The sequence below is a fragment of the Nocardia lijiangensis NBRC 108240 genome (assembly GCF_001613045.1).
In the GTDB taxonomy this organism is placed as follows: Bacteria; Actinomycetota; Actinomycetes; order Mycobacteriales; family Mycobacteriaceae; genus Nocardia; species Nocardia lijiangensis.
Window position 1 is genome coordinate 51,024 of the sequence record NZ_BDBP01000041.1, and the last position, 12,672, is coordinate 63,695.

13 protein-coding genes and 2 pseudogenes are annotated in these 12,672 nt (G+C 66.3%); 5 read left to right on the forward strand and 10 right to left on the reverse strand.

The annotated features are described in order from the left end of the window. Positions 1-48 precede the first annotated feature (48 nt). Together NL1_RS16585 and NL1_RS16590 are read left to right on the forward strand one after the other, a co-directional pair. Positions 49-435, forward strand: coding sequence for an ANTAR domain-containing protein (locus NL1_RS16585; protein WP_084510670.1), 387 nt, complete (start codon positions 49-51; stop codon positions 433-435). 405 nt (positions 436-840) lie between these two features. Beyond that, positions 841-1,680 (forward strand): RNA polymerase sigma factor SigF, encoded by an 840-nt coding sequence (locus NL1_RS16590; RefSeq protein WP_067840363.1) that lies wholly within the window; start codon positions 841-843, stop codon positions 1,678-1,680. 265 nt (positions 1,681-1,945) lie between these two features. Here NL1_RS16590 and NL1_RS16595 read toward each other — a convergent pair whose 3' ends face one another. From NL1_RS16595 to NL1_RS16625, 6 genes and pseudogenes are all read right to left on the reverse strand, one after another. Next, positions 1,946-2,302 carry a hypothetical protein gene (locus NL1_RS16595; protein ID WP_156094884.1) on the reverse strand — a complete coding sequence of 119 codons (357 nt, stop codon included), beginning with the start codon at positions 2,300-2,302 and terminating at the stop codon, positions 1,946-1,948. Positions 2,303-3,052: 750 nt separating this feature from the next. Next, positions 3,053-3,451, reverse strand: a complete 399-nt coding sequence (locus NL1_RS16605) for a low affinity iron permease family protein (RefSeq protein WP_067840368.1) — start codon at positions 3,449-3,451, stop codon at positions 3,053-3,055. A 232-nt stretch (positions 3,452-3,683) separates the two neighbouring features. Continuing rightward, a complete protein-coding gene (locus tag NL1_RS16610; RefSeq protein WP_067840370.1) occupies positions 3,684-3,992 on the reverse strand; it encodes an aromatic-ring hydroxylase C-terminal domain-containing protein in 309 nt (102 codons plus the stop codon). Positions 3,993-4,086: 94 nt separating this feature from the next. Further along, positions 4,087-5,393: pseudogene (locus NL1_RS16615) on the reverse strand (IS701 family transposase). A gap of 473 nt (positions 5,394-5,866) precedes the next feature. Then, positions 5,867-7,132 carry an XRE family transcriptional regulator gene (locus NL1_RS16620; protein ID WP_067840374.1) on the reverse strand — a complete coding sequence of 422 codons (1,266 nt, stop codon included), beginning with the start codon at positions 7,130-7,132 and terminating at the stop codon, positions 5,867-5,869. Next, positions 7,125-7,940 (reverse strand): hypothetical protein, encoded by an 816-nt coding sequence (locus NL1_RS16625; protein ID WP_067840375.1) that lies wholly within the window; start codon positions 7,938-7,940, stop codon positions 7,125-7,127. The genes NL1_RS16620 and NL1_RS16625 overlap by 8 nt, the downstream gene beginning before the upstream one ends. 557 nt (positions 7,941-8,497) lie before the next feature. Here NL1_RS16625 and NL1_RS16630 point away from each other — a divergent pair. Continuing rightward, complete coding sequence (locus tag NL1_RS16630) at positions 8,498-9,031, forward strand: hypothetical protein (protein ID WP_067840377.1); 534 nt, start codon at positions 8,498-8,500, stop codon at positions 9,029-9,031. A 269-nt stretch (positions 9,032-9,300) separates the two neighbouring features. Here the strand turns inward: NL1_RS16630 and NL1_RS16635 are convergent, their stop codons facing one another. Next, positions 9,301-9,507, reverse strand: coding sequence for a hypothetical protein (locus tag NL1_RS16635; RefSeq protein WP_067840379.1), 207 nt, complete (start codon positions 9,505-9,507; stop codon positions 9,301-9,303). Positions 9,508-9,899: 392 nt separating this feature from the next. On the opposite strand from NL1_RS16635, the gene NL1_RS38560 reads away from it, so the two are divergent. Continuing rightward, the gene (locus tag NL1_RS38560; protein ID WP_169813588.1) at positions 9,900-10,121 is read left to right on the forward strand and encodes a hypothetical protein; all 222 of its coding nucleotides are present in this window, start codon (positions 9,900-9,902) and stop codon (positions 10,119-10,121) included. Between the two features lie 138 nt (positions 10,122-10,259). Here NL1_RS38560 and NL1_RS40415 read toward each other — a convergent pair whose 3' ends face one another. The 3 genes and pseudogenes from NL1_RS40415 to NL1_RS16650 all read right to left on the reverse strand — a co-directional run bounded on the left by NL1_RS40415 (position 10,260) and on the right by NL1_RS16650 (position 11,981). Beyond that, on the reverse strand, positions 10,260-10,430 hold the full coding sequence (locus NL1_RS40415; RefSeq protein WP_245673315.1) for a helix-turn-helix domain-containing protein: 171 nt from the start codon (positions 10,428-10,430) through the stop codon (positions 10,260-10,262). A 142-nt stretch (positions 10,431-10,572) separates the two neighbouring features. Continuing rightward, a pseudogene (locus NL1_RS40420) lies at positions 10,573-11,037 on the reverse strand (recombinase family protein); the annotation flags it as partial. A 266-nt stretch (positions 11,038-11,303) separates the two neighbouring features. Next, positions 11,304-11,981, reverse strand: coding sequence for a TetR/AcrR family transcriptional regulator (locus tag NL1_RS16650; protein ID WP_067840383.1), 678 nt, complete (start codon positions 11,979-11,981; stop codon positions 11,304-11,306). 70 nt (positions 11,982-12,051) lie between these two features. Here NL1_RS16650 and NL1_RS16655 point away from each other — a divergent pair, with 70 nt between their 5' ends. Further along, positions 12,052-12,498, forward strand: a complete 447-nt coding sequence (locus NL1_RS16655; protein WP_067840384.1) for a VOC family protein — start codon at positions 12,052-12,054, stop codon at positions 12,496-12,498. Positions 12,499-12,672: the final 174 nt, after the last annotated feature.

Here is a 12,672-nt window from a genome sequence, read left to right on the forward strand (position 1 = left end):
CCAGGAAGCCCCTGTTTCCATTCCAGTTCCGGCATCCAGGTGAAGTTCATGCCGCCAAGCCGCGCTGGACGAGGCCTGCCTGAACCGGTCGAAGCCCGGGCGGTGATCGAGCAGGCCACGGGCGCGCCGATGCCGATCTACGCGACCAGTGCCGAGCAGGCGTCCAACGTGCTGGCTTGGCATTCGCAGCAGACCAACACCAAGCTGCGCATCCTCGCCGAGAAACTCGTCGCTGCCTGCGCGATTTTCGGCGGCGGCTCGGTGCACACCCGCACCCGATTCGACCACCTGCTCACCCCCGGTCCAGCTTTGGCTCACGGCCCACTGATCAATGATGTCGGGTCACCGGATCGGGTGGCATCGTCGTCGCGAGAGCGGGTATGTGAGGAGCGGGTGCGTTGCCGGGCTGGACTTCGGCTGACGTTCCCGCCCTGACGAAGGGGCCGAACCGGGAACGCACCCCCACTTTCCAGCAGCTCCACCGCGGCCTCGCTCGGTCCCGTACCGCATTGGTCGGCACGGGCGGGAGGTATCTGCCGTTCGGAGATCTCGCGGGTGGGCAAATCGGCCGGAGGGGTGAGGGCGCCCACGGTTGATGGGTACTGCACGCAGCAGGGAGCCCCGATGTGACTGCCTCCCGCTGCTGGCTCGTGACTTCGTCGAGGATCCCCATGGTCATCAGCATGGTGGGCGAGCCTGAGTCCGGCCGAACCGAAGACTCCTGTTCGATGCGCGTAGCGATCACGTTTCGGCGGCGGCGCCGACGGCGTACCGTCCTTTACGTCGGGTCGGTGCACACAGGTCGGGTTATTCGAGTCCAAGGACATCCAAGGGGTCCTGATGACCAAGTCGACGGCCACATCACCAGCTGTCCTTGAACCTGTCTGCGTTGACGGTCCTTCGGCCGCGGATGGATACGAGCATCTCGAGCCGTGGCTGGGCAGGCTCGCCGCCCTGTGTGCCGGTGATCGGCAACGGGCCCGGCTGCGCGAGCAGATAGTGGCCTGCGGGTTGCCGCTGGCCGAGCACATCGCGCGCCGCTTCGCCCATCGAGGCGAGGCGTTCGAGGATCTGCTCCAGACCGCGCGGATGGGACTGGTGGAGGCCGTGGACCGCTTCGACCCGACCCGCGGCACGTCGTTTCTGGCGTTCGCGGTGCCGACGATCATCGGCGAGGTCCGCCGCCACTTCCGCGACCGCGCCTGGGCGGTGCAGGTCGAACGCGGCGTCAAGGAAACCCACACAAAGATCGGCCCGGCCACCGAAAACCTCGCCCAACGGCTGGGACGGTTGCCCACCGCACGCGAACTCGCCGCCGAACTCGACATCGAGCTGACCGAGGTCACCAAGGCGATGACCGCCTCCAACTGCTACACCACCAACTCCCTGGAAGCGGCCCTGCGCGAGGACGACCTCGAGGGCCTCCCAACGCTGACCGACTCGTTGGGTCGAGAGGAGCCCTGCTACGAGCTGCTCGAAGACGCGATGGCGGTGCGGCCGTTGATCGCGGCGCTGCCCGCACGAGATCGCCAGATCTTGATCTGGCGGTACTACAGGTCGATGACCCAAGACCAGATCGCCCAACGCCTCGGGCTGTCCCAGATGCAAATCTCGCGAATCCTGTCGCGCACCCTGACCAGGCTGCGCGAGCAAGCCCTCACCGAACCCCAGCCCCTGTGAACCACAGCGGCACATCACATGACAAGTGCCTACCCGCACACCTCGACGTTTCCTGTCGCCAGCCGACCACCCGCTGCGCAGCCCCGTGGTGCGCATCAGCGTGATGGACGACCGCCTGTCGGGGTCGACGCGCTCAGAGGGCTGCTGGGGTGGTGTGTCGCCGAGGGGCCCGAAGGTGGAATCCCCCTCGACGACACCGTATCCAAGACCGGCGCGAACATGCGATCGCGCCGTATAAGTGATTCGGAGCCGCCGACGTCGAGGATCACCTTTCCGGCGTGTCGGAGCAACCGGCCCGCGGTGTTCGCGTCACCGCGGTGATCGTGGCCGCGGTCGTCCACAACTCCGCGGCCAGCAGACACGCCTGCACCGAGCCCTCGACCTCGTCGAGCACCGCCCCACCCGGCCAGCACACCAGGCAGTGATACCAACAGCGGCCGCGATGCAGCGCGGCCGCTCGCGGGCCGAGCAGATCCCGGCAGATGCGGGTGGCCAGCTCCGAGAGCGCCGCCGAGGTCTGCGCAGCGCTGCCGGAATTGCCGACCTGCCACCACCGCTGATCGACGCGCCCGGGCAGCGAGAACTCCACCACGTAAGTCAGCTGCGCGCTCGCATCGGCCACAACCACCATCGTGCCAAGCCCCGACCAGCGATAACAGCCGCCACACCGCCGGCTTCGTTCGCGCAGGTTGCGGAACGACTACTCCCCGCAGCGACCCCGAAAAGGGTGTGGCGAGACCGAGCGCGGCCTCGCCACACCCGTACTTCCGGATCCGCAGGACGCGGGGACAGTCGATGCGTCCCACGAAAATCTCCCAGGATCGCCCGAGAGACGCAGGCGAGTTTACAGCCGCGTTGCTCGAATCCGAGGGACCAGACAAACCCCGTTCATCAGGCGGGCCACGGCGCGGCGTCCGACTCATTCCGGGCCGCCGCGATCTTGACCACGGTCCCAGGCGCGAACTGCCGTCGGGCGGCCACCCGTTCTCTGAACCAGCGCGTAGCACTCACGACCTGGCGCGACCCCACCAACCCCAGCACCTGCGGCGTCTCAGCAGCCCACTCCGGCACCGTCACCTGGTGGGTCCACCACCGCCACCACATCACAACCCGGCCCCTGCGCCGCCGCCTGGCAACTCATCTTCGACACCGTCGAACTCAGACGGCTGAGCCACCTTGTGCGGGTGTGTCCGTTCCAGATCTGTCCGGTTCGGGCCGTACGCATCCGACACGTCGCAGTAAGGCTGCGGTAATGACCATAGCCGGGCCTCCGTGTAGGTGGCCGGTGAGAGCGGATCCGGTCCCCGCCTATCGGGCCCCGATCACTGGGCGGCGGACTTCGCCGCCGGTGAATCCCCGTACAAACCACATTTCAGTGGCGCTCTTCGAGCCCAACAGCTTCCCGCAGCCGCTCTGCGGCCGTTCGAAGCTCGGAATCGTTGAACGCCGATGACGCCAGCAGCGCCGCCAGCGCCTCGGCGATGACATTGAGTTTCTCTTGCGCGGCCTCGCTTGCACGGCGACTGGAGTTCTCGAGCAGCACCACCAACAGCAGCGTGAAAACGCTCGCAACGGTATGAATGGCAACTTGCCAGGTCTTGAGGTCCGTCCACCATGGCAAGCTGATCAGCCACGCCACGACGATCCCCGCACAGACGAAGAAGAACGGAGCCTGACTCACTCGCAGCTCGGCCTGCTCGACGAACCGGTCGAACGGCGACCGGCGATCACCTCCGCCACGACTTCGCGCGGCCTCGCTACGTCGCTCCATCACCGGAATTTTAGTCCCACCTCACCCTCACCACATCCGGACAATCACGCGCGCCGACGCGCATCGCCGGCAACGGCACTTCATTCGCGACATGCACGGCAACCACCGAACCCCACGCAGCTTCCCCGCCCTCCCCCGGCCCCTCGCCGACGAACATCTGCAACAATCAGCCCTCATGCATGTGCTGCGCACCGTGTCACTGGTCGAGCCGCATGCGGTGGGACGCGCGAGATTACGCGACGGCCGCAGCGCCGAACCAGTGCGACAGCGCTTCGCACAGCGTGGGTGCGGCGGTATCGGCCGGTTCGCCGATCGTCGCGGCCCAGGCGATGTGGCCGTCCGGGCGGATCAGCAGGGCGTCGGCCGGTTGATCATCGGTCTTGGCCGTGCGAATGTCGATGCGGTGCGCCCATTCCCGGCCGATCTCGCGGAGTTCCTGGCGGTCGGCCAGTCGGACGTGATGAGGGCATGGGCGAACTCCAGGTTTCCGGTCCGGGGTTCGCCGACGGCGTCGATCAGTGCGCCCGGATCGCCGTCGCACCGATCTCGACCACACGAAACACAAAGCAGCTGCCGATGCTCGCCCCGGAACGTTGAGGACTCAATCCACGATCACGTGGAACCCAAGGCGCCGACTAGTACTCCAGCATCACTTCGTGATGTAGTGCCATTCTTCGCTGGTAGTGGGCTTGTTTCGCCTGGTGTTGGTGTCGTCGTCGCCACATCGACCAGCGGCGCGCCAGGGCCGGGTTCGGGAGTGGGGTGATCAGGTGTGCCAGGAGACGCTTGACCTCGCCGAGCGTGAGTGGAATGAGGCCGCTGCCAACGCTTTTGGGGAAACAGCGGCCGTCACCGCAAGGTAGGTGTGGGCGAGCAGGGCGAGGGTGATGTGCCGGTACCAGGCGTCGTAGCGGCGGACCTGGTACTGGTCGAGCCCGACCTCGGTCTTCGCGGTCTGGAAACAGTCCTCGACCGACCATCGGGCACCAGCGACCCGGATGAGATCCTCGTCGCTGGTGCCGACCGGGGCGCCGCACAGGTAGCACGCGATTTCGAGTTCACCCTTCGAGTTGCGGGTCAACGACCGGCGAGCGAGCAGCCAGCGCCGCCACCCTGCGCCGGCTTCGCTGACGGTGGGCAGCGTGGCCACGGCCCAGTCGAACAGTCGGGGGCCTTTCGCGCCTTCGCCGCAGCTGCGCCGCTTCCATGCGACGGGCGGTGCGTCCGCGACGACCTGGTCGGCGCGCCAGCTGCCGGACAGGGACACGATCGGCGCACTGCTGGGTACCGCCACCACATACCCGATCCGCCGTTGTTCGAGCCATCTGCGGAACTTCGAATCACCGCCGTAGGCCTCGTCGGCGGTTACCCAGCGAGCGGGTACACCCGCATCCAGCGCACGGCCCAGCATCCTTTGTGCCAGAACCTGTTTCGTGGCAAAGTCGACCTCGTCGGGCACCCCGGCCTCCCGGCAGCGGTCCCGATCGGTGGCCCACGACTTCGGCAGATACAACTCCCGGTCGATCAGGGTGCGGCCCTTGACGGTCGTGTACGCGCAGAACACGCCGAGCTGACAGTTCTCCACCCGGCCGGCTGTTCCTGAGTATTGTCGTTGCACCCCAGCCGATTTCACACCCTTCTTCAGGAATCCGGTCTCGTCGACAACCAGCACACCGTCCACGTCGCCCAGATGCTCGACCGCATACGCGCGCACCTCATCGCGGACTCCGTCGACGTCCCACGCCGCCTTGTTCAACAGCCGCTGCATCCCGTTCGGTGTCAGATCACCCGCGGCTTCAGCCAAGGTCCAGCCATTTTTCCCCGCCAGCGGCGCAAGCAGGCCCCGCACATACCCTCGCGCCCGCAACCGCGGCTCCGCCCGATGAAACCGCCCCGCGACCCGCGCGAACAACTCCTCGAGCCCAGCCGTCCACGCAGCCAGATCCTCATCAACCAGCACGAAACCCTATGCTACCCAACAACATCACGAAGTGATGCTGGAGTACTAGGGGCCTCGGGTCGTCCGTATGGGACCGCCCGAGGCCCTGAAACTTGACACGAAACCCCCGATTCCGGGCGAGTCAGTTCAGTGATCCACTGCGAGACCAGCCCCAGCCGCGAACTCCTCCTCGGCGGTCGGCCGGGTGTAGGGGGTTGGGGTGCAGCTGAACGGAATCCGGCGCTAAGCGGGCCGAGAGCCGAAACTTGTCGTGGGCGTGTTCGGGTTTCCGATCGAGGCCGTGGTCCTGTTCACTCTCTTCGGGGGCGGCCGAGAAAGCCCCCCGGCGCGTATGTGATTTCGGGGCACTCTCGCCCAGGGGTGGCGATCGGCGCTCTGGGGTCTGCCGGAAATCCAACCAACTTGGCGAGCAGAGTCAGCCGCGGTCGTGTTCAGCGCTGACCCGCGGTCGACTCTTAGGCGCGGCGGGGGCCTGCTATCCCTTCCAGGCTTGCCGATGACGTCGACTGCGCCTGGCGTTCAGGGGCTCCTGTCCCTGGGGCGGCTTCGGTGTCGGTGACCAGTCGCAGGATGGGACGTTGGTCGGATCGGTCGAGGAGTTGGCGTAGGCGTTTGGGGCGCCAGCGTAGTTCTGCGGCGAGGCTGGTCAGGGTGAGGGTGCCGTGGGTTTCGGCGAGTTCGAAGGCTTTGGCGAGCAGGGTGGGGGTTTCGCCGGGGTATTGGGTGACGGGGTCGGCGCCGAGCATGCCGATGTCGTAGAGGTGGTTGAGGCGTTGGAAGGCGCGGCGGGCGACGGCGTCGGAGATGGCGCCGGTTTCGCGGGAGCGGTAGACCAGCGATTTGATCGACACGCCCCATTCGTAGCTGAGCTGTTGGAGGGCTTTGAAGTCGAAGCGGCGGGGGAGCCGGTCGGTGATCTGGTCGGCGGGGGTGAGGAATTCGGCGGCGAAGGCGTCGGCCTCGCGTTCTTGCTCGGCGTCGCCGGGCGCGGCGTTGCGGTGCAGGACGAGGTGGCCGAGTTCATGGGCTGCGGTGAACCGGTGCCAGTACACGTCGTCGCCGCGGTCGGGGGTGAGCACGATCGTCGGGCGCGGCATGCGGGAGGTGGAGAAGGCGTTGATGGTGGGGGTGTCTTTGTCGGCGAAGGCCACCATGATGGTGACGATCCCTCGCGTCTCCATGGTGCGCACCAGGTGCGGGATCGGCCCGCGTACGAGGCCCCAGTGCGCTCGCAACGCCCGCGCGGCTTCGGCCGGTGTGTCACCGAGTCGGGTGGGGTCGTCGGGCAGGAACCCGGGCAGGTCGATCGCGGGGAACTGGACGTGCTTCTCCAGCGCGTAGGTCAGCTCCCACACCTGCTGAGCGAAGGCGACAGCCTTGGCGCGCTGGGCGGCTTTGGTCGAGCGCAGGCTGCGGAAATGCGCGCCAGCGCCGTCGAGCTGGGCGAAAGGCCGTCCCGCGGCGAAGAATTCGACGGGGACGTCGAGGACCTCGGCCGCCCGCTTCAGATGGTCCGGGCGCGGTGGTGAAGCCAGCGATTCCCACTGGCTCACTGCCGCACCCGAGACCCCGATCTGCGCGGCCAGGGCCGCCTTGGTCAAGCCGGCGAGCTGGCGGGCCTGGGTCAACCGGGCCGGGTCGAACACCAACGCGACGTCGGAAGCCGAGATCGCCGCGGTGGTGTCGCTGGAGAACAGGTTGAGAGGTGGGCGTTCAGTCATCGCTCGCAGTCTCGGGTTGCGGTGTAGGCGGTTGTCCGCCGTCCGGTGTGGTCAACGGATTGCGGTGCGCGAGAGCGATCTCGGCCATGGGGGCCTGATCGAAGCGCGGGCCCGCAGCGGGCTTCGGGTCGGGAACCGGGATCGGACCAGCGGGGCGCAGCGGGACCTCCTCGCCGCCGGTGTCGGCGGGCGCGGGGATCTGCGCGATGTCGCTCCAGTTCAACCGGCCTTGGTCATCGGCCTGGGACGCCTCGCCCCAGTAGGCGCGCAACACACCGGAGTGCGGATTGGCGGCGTAGGCGATGATGACCAGCCGACCCGCTTCCACCGCGTCGGTGAGGAAGGTGTCCAATTCCTCGACCTCGGCGTCGAGTTCTTCCTGGGTGAGATGGGCCTGATCGATGGTGAGCTGGTCGGATGTCTTCTCGGCGAGCGCCAGCAGATTCTTGCGCAACTCCGACATCGTCATCTTCGCCATCGCCACGGCGGTGTGGGCATCGTCGGCGAACTTCCACGGGTACAGGATGATGTTGGCCTCGCCCACCACGTTCAGCTCGTAGCGGGCTCGCGCCGGCTTGATCCGGCGCATGTCGGGGATCACTTCCTCGACCGCGAAGCCCAACTCTTCGTGCTGGACCAGCCAGATCAGGCCGTAGCCGTCGTTGCTGGCCAGCCCTAAACCCTTGTGGGCGGCCAACGCCCGCTGATGAGCGGCCTGCAGGCCCCTCCAGATCGCGCGACGCAACGGCAGAGCGTACTCACCGAATCGCTTGGTCTCCCACGGTGTGGGTACAGCCTGCTCGCTCATGGATCTCTCCCTAACGCCCAGCTCCGCTCGCTTACGAATCGAAATGCGACAGCAGCGTAGCACTTAAGATTTGCGCGGCATCTGCGCGCAACGCCGACGAGTTCGACTTCTTCATGTTCCGGGCCGCGACGTCCGCGCGTGGCCGAATCGCCCTTCGCGCACCGGTTCTGAGTGTTTCGGCATCGGCATCGTGGACGGTCCGGCGTCCTCCTTGGCGCCGATACCACCCCGAGAAGGAAGAAGCCCCGAAGCGCACTGGCTCCGGGGCGTTCCATTTCGGTTTGGCCAGCGCGGGCGCGCCGCGACGATTCCGCACCAGGAGGGTCCGGCTTTCCACACCCAACGCCACGTCACCGCCTGACCTCCGATCAGCAGGTCACTGAGTGAGTGCGGTATTTCCGGGCGTGCTGTTTCTGAAAATGTTCTGCTGCAACGTGATTGGTTGAAGGGTTCCTGGCGAGAAGAGGGCTTCCCGCCCTACACTCGAAGGTGAAACAGTCAGAACGCCTCGCGTCGGGTACCGCGCTCGGTCTGCGAATTGGCTGCGGGGGAAGGGGATGGACGGCGTGACCGAGTTACTCGCCGCAATTCTCGGCGCGATCATCGGATCCGCACTGGGAGGCTACATCTCATACGTGGTGCAGACCCAAGCGGTCGCCCGTTCGGAGCGGATGCTGCGAACCTTGCGACTCTACGAAGAGTGGCAGGACACAGAGATGCTCACAGCCCGTATACGGGCGAACTGGATACTCGAGCGCAACTTCACGGCCGAGTCGCCCAAGTCCTTCAGCCAGCTTTCAAGCGCTCTTCTCGAGGCCCAGAAAGAAGAGGACTGGATCGCTGTCTCCCGGGTTGTGCACTTCTTCGAACTGGTCGCCATGCTTCTCGATGCAGGCGAACTCCACCGGCCGACGTTCAGGCGGCTCTTCGACCGCTATGTCGCCTACTGGTGCGACACGGCGCTCGACCAGCTTGTGGCAGTGTCGGAACGGGAAGATGCAGAGCTCGAAGCTGGCTGGGCAACGGCAGTCAGGGGCCTAAGAAGATCTGCCGTAGCCAGCGCGGCGCAGCCTCCAAACCCGGTCCGCTAACCATCCGCTAAGCGTGACTCTTCTCGCGGATGTTCCCGGACCCCCGAGACACGGCGGGCGATCGAGGGCACCGATTCGTCGGGGCGGGTGAGCATCGCGCGGGCCTGGCGGATCTGCTCGGCGTTCATCGCCGGGCAACCTGTTCGGCCGACGGCCGATGCGGCTGTTTCGATGCCTTCGATGCCGGGGTGCACGTCCGCATGCCGTCCGGTACCGGCGCCGCGGCGGGCGTGGGTGTGGCTACCACCCGGAGCCACACCCCGGAGCTGTCACAACGCCACGACGGCGATGCCGTACAGGAGGGTCAGCACAGTGATCGTGGCGCCCAGGCCCTTGAAACCCTGCCGGATGATCGTGGTCCAGCCGTCCCCGTCGTGGTGCGACATCAGCGCGGCGAAGAGCGCGCCCGCCACGCCGATCGAGAGGATGAGCAGGGCGGCCAGGATGTGGAACATGGCGGTGGTCGAAATGGTCATCGGATAATTCCGTTTCGGTTGGGGGCGGACCGAACGGGCCGAGGTCGCCGGGTGGCGTCTCGTGGTCCCGTTCGGAATGGGCGATCAGGACACTACGAGCACCGAAACTCGATGTTGCAGTTGCAAGAAACCGCAGGTGGCGAGACCCTCGGCATGGGCGGTGAGGGTTGCAACACCGGCGTGTAGCCGTGGTAGAGCACGGCCTGGTGGAGCGGGCGCGCAGGGCGCGCGGGTGTGGCGGAGCGAGAGGTTGGTGTCGGTCATATCGATCCATGTGCTTCGCCACGGATCACAACGTGGACACCAGGATTACCCGCCAGGACTGACGCCGGCCGATGCTCTTTCAATGAGACATATTCAAGGCTCCAGCCGGGAGGCTGGAGCCTTGATATGTGACAGGTCTCGGGCCGAGCGCCGTGGAGCTTGTCGAATTCGGCAATGAGCAGTGCCCGGCAGCACGGCAGGACGCGACAGCCTCAGCGGTGGCGGTGGCGGTGGCGGTGGCGGTGGCGGTGGCGGTGGCGGTGGCGGTGGCGGTGGCGGTGGCGGTGGCGAGATTCGCGCGTAGCACGACCATCGGACACTTCGAGCGGCCCAGTTCCGGCATGGCGTAGCGCCCGGAAGGTGCGTATCCCATGTACGAGATCGGAACACCGTGGCCGCGGTTCTGTACATGTCAGTTCTGAATCTTCCCGGACAGAAGTGGCATTCATGGGATCCACCCGAGGCCGAGCGCCGCGTCTGGCCCCCTATCAGCGAGAGGGCAGCAGGTCGTCGTAGTTGCTCACGTCGGGCAGCGGGCGATCCGCGCCCGCGGTGAGTCGGCCACCGGCGGCCTCGGGCACGTACTTGTAGATCGTGGACCGCGAGACCCCGAGCAGGCGGGCGATCGAGGACACCGATTCGTCGGGGCGGGTGAGCATCACGCGGGCCTGGCGGATCTGCTCGGGGTTCATCGCTGGCGGGCGCCCAAGACGCTGCCCGCGGGCACGTGCTGCGGCTAGGCTCGTTGGTGCCGTCGACGATCAGCTCGCGGATGAACTCGGCGAGAGCGGCGAACACGTGGAAGATCAAGCGGCCGCCGGGTGTGGTGGTGTCGAGGGCTTCGTGCAGGGACCGGAATCCGATGCCGCGCTTACGGAGTTCGGCGACGATCGCAATCAGGTCTTGCAGGGAGCGGCCGAGCCGATCCAGCGTGGGCACGATGAGGGTGTCGCCGGGCCGGAGGTAGTCGAGGCACTTCGCCAGTTCTTCGCGTTCGATGTTCTTGCCGGACTTCTTGTCCGCGAAGACCTTCTGGCATCCGGCCTCGCGCAGTGCATGCAGCTGGCGGTCGAATAACTGACCGGTGGTGGAGACCCGGGCGTAGCCGACCAGCGCGCCACCGCCGCCGATCGGGTCGAGGGCGTCACCGTCGAGGACAAGCGCCGGCGTCGCGGCGGAGGTGTCGTTCATGGGCGGGACTGTACGAGAAAGGGCCGACAAGAATTGTTGGACACCAATCCTTTTCGACACGTTTTGTCGACACATGCCCGGTTCGGTTGACCTGGGCTTCCGGTGTCAATGTTCGAAGTCGTTTGCATGGATGACCGAACTGGTCTGCACGGCCTGGTCAGAGCGGTCCCATAGATTCCGCACGCGGGTTGTGACTCGATCGAGGGTTCGAGCGACCTGCGGTTTCACGAACGACAGTGTGGCGAACCGGTTTTGGGTCGGAAATGATCGTTTCACCCACCGCGCCTGTTGGTGGCGGGCATGAAGCAAGTCGTGGAGATACGCGGTGCGGGTCGGACTGGTTACGGGTGCGGCTGGGCTGGTCGTGATGGGGTGGTCGCGAAGTGCAGCCAGGTGTCGTGCAGCCACTGCTGGTAGGTGGCGGGGTCCCAGCCGAGGGTGCGCGTGATCAGAATGTAGGTTTCGGCTTGCCCGAGCGGGCCGGCGGTGGCGATGATCCAGTCCAGATCGGCGTCGGGGTGCAGCAAGCCGTCGGCGTGCATCCGGCGCCAGATTCCGGCGATGTTGTCCTGCGTGGCGGTTCGTCCGGCCTGTGCGGCCTGCGCGATCAGCGGTTCGCTGGCCTCGGCTTGGACGGCGACCGCAATGAGCGGGGCGACGCGCTCCATCAGAGCCCGTGTTCCGGGCGCGTAGGCAGCGATGCGATCATGCAGAGTGGGGGCGGTCCCGGCGCGCAGATACCAGTCGCGATGGGCCAGATCGACGTGTTGGGTGTCGCCGACGATCGCCACGTCGATAGCGCGTTTGAGCAGCTCTGCTTTGGACCCGAACCGCAGGTACACCGTGCGTGACCCCACTTTCGCGGCGTCGGCGACCGCCGCGAGAGAAGTCGCGGCGTAGCCGTCGGCGATGAACAGCCGGGTCGCCGCGTCGATGATCTTCTGTTCGGTCTCGGCCTTGCGCGCGTCCCATAACGGCGAGGTCTTCTTACTCGCCGGACCCTTGACACCCTCACTCATTTACCGCATCCTTACTGCACTACTACAGTAATGCTGCACCATTACATGACTTCTGCAAAGGATAGCAGCGATGATTCCCACACTCGCTGGGGTGCATCACCTCAAACTTCCCGTGTCCGATCTGACGCGTTCCATCGACTGGTACCGCACCCGGCTGGGCTACGTCGTCGGCATCGAATTCCACGAGCAGGGCATCCTGATGGGCGTGGCGCTGCACCATTCGGCCGGCGGTCCGATGCTCGGTCTTCGGCGCGACCCGGAAAAGGCCGCGGCCGCAGCGGGATTCGACTACTTCTCCATCGGCGTGCCGGACAAGACGGCGCTGGAAGCACTCGCGGCGAACCTGGCAAATCTCGGCGAATCCCACGCCGGGGTGCATTTCGCCACGATCGGCTGGATCCTGCCCGAGCTACACGACCCCGACGGACACGAAATCCGCTTCTACACCGTCGAATCCCACACCGAACTCGGTGACCATCCCCTGGTCGTCACCGAGGCCCGCGAAACCGCCCAATAGCGATCCCGTACCAGCCGTTCGCGCTTCACCGGCCGAAACTCGCCGGATGAAGCCATGATTCCGTCAACTCGCAGGACAGTCGCCGCTCGCGCCAGCGCGGCACTTCTTGTCGGGACGCTGGCCGCCCCTGTGCCCGGCCGGGCACGGGCCGCCGACGACTGGAGAGCCCGGGTC

What these genes read in the sequence shown, in the direction of transcription:
- NL1_RS16585 (WP_084510670.1), top strand. Translation starts at nt 49, where the DNA reads ATGCCGCCAAGCCGCGCTGGACGAGGCCTGCCTGAACCGGTCGAAGCC.
- NL1_RS16590 (WP_067840363.1), top strand. Translation starts at nt 841, where the DNA reads ATGACCAAGTCGACGGCCACATCACCAGCTGTCCTTGAACCTGTCTGC.
- NL1_RS16605 (WP_067840368.1), bottom strand. Translation starts at nt 3,451, where the DNA reads ATGGAGCGACGTAGCGAGGCCGCGCGAAGTCGTGGCGGAGGTGATCGC.
- NL1_RS16620 (WP_067840374.1), bottom strand. Translation starts at nt 7,132, where the DNA reads ATGACTGAACGCCCACCTCTCAACCTGTTCTCCAGCGACACCACCGCG.
- NL1_RS16625 (WP_067840375.1), bottom strand. Translation starts at nt 7,940, where the DNA reads ATGAGCGAGCAGGCTGTACCCACACCGTGGGAGACCAAGCGATTCGGT.
- NL1_RS16630 (WP_067840377.1), top strand. Translation starts at nt 8,498, where the DNA reads ATGGACGGCGTGACCGAGTTACTCGCCGCAATTCTCGGCGCGATCATC.
- NL1_RS16635 (WP_067840379.1), bottom strand. Translation starts at nt 9,507, where the DNA reads ATGACCATTTCGACCACCGCCATGTTCCACATCCTGGCCGCCCTGCTC.
- NL1_RS40415 (WP_245673315.1), bottom strand. Translation starts at nt 10,430, where the DNA reads ATGCTCACCCGCCCCGACGAATCGGTGTCCTCGATCGCCCGCCTGCTC.
- NL1_RS16650 (WP_067840383.1), bottom strand. Translation starts at nt 11,981, where the DNA reads ATGAGTGAGGGTGTCAAGGGTCCGGCGAGTAAGAAGACCTCGCCGTTA.
- NL1_RS16655 (WP_067840384.1), top strand. Translation starts at nt 12,052, where the DNA reads ATGATTCCCACACTCGCTGGGGTGCATCACCTCAAACTTCCCGTGTCC.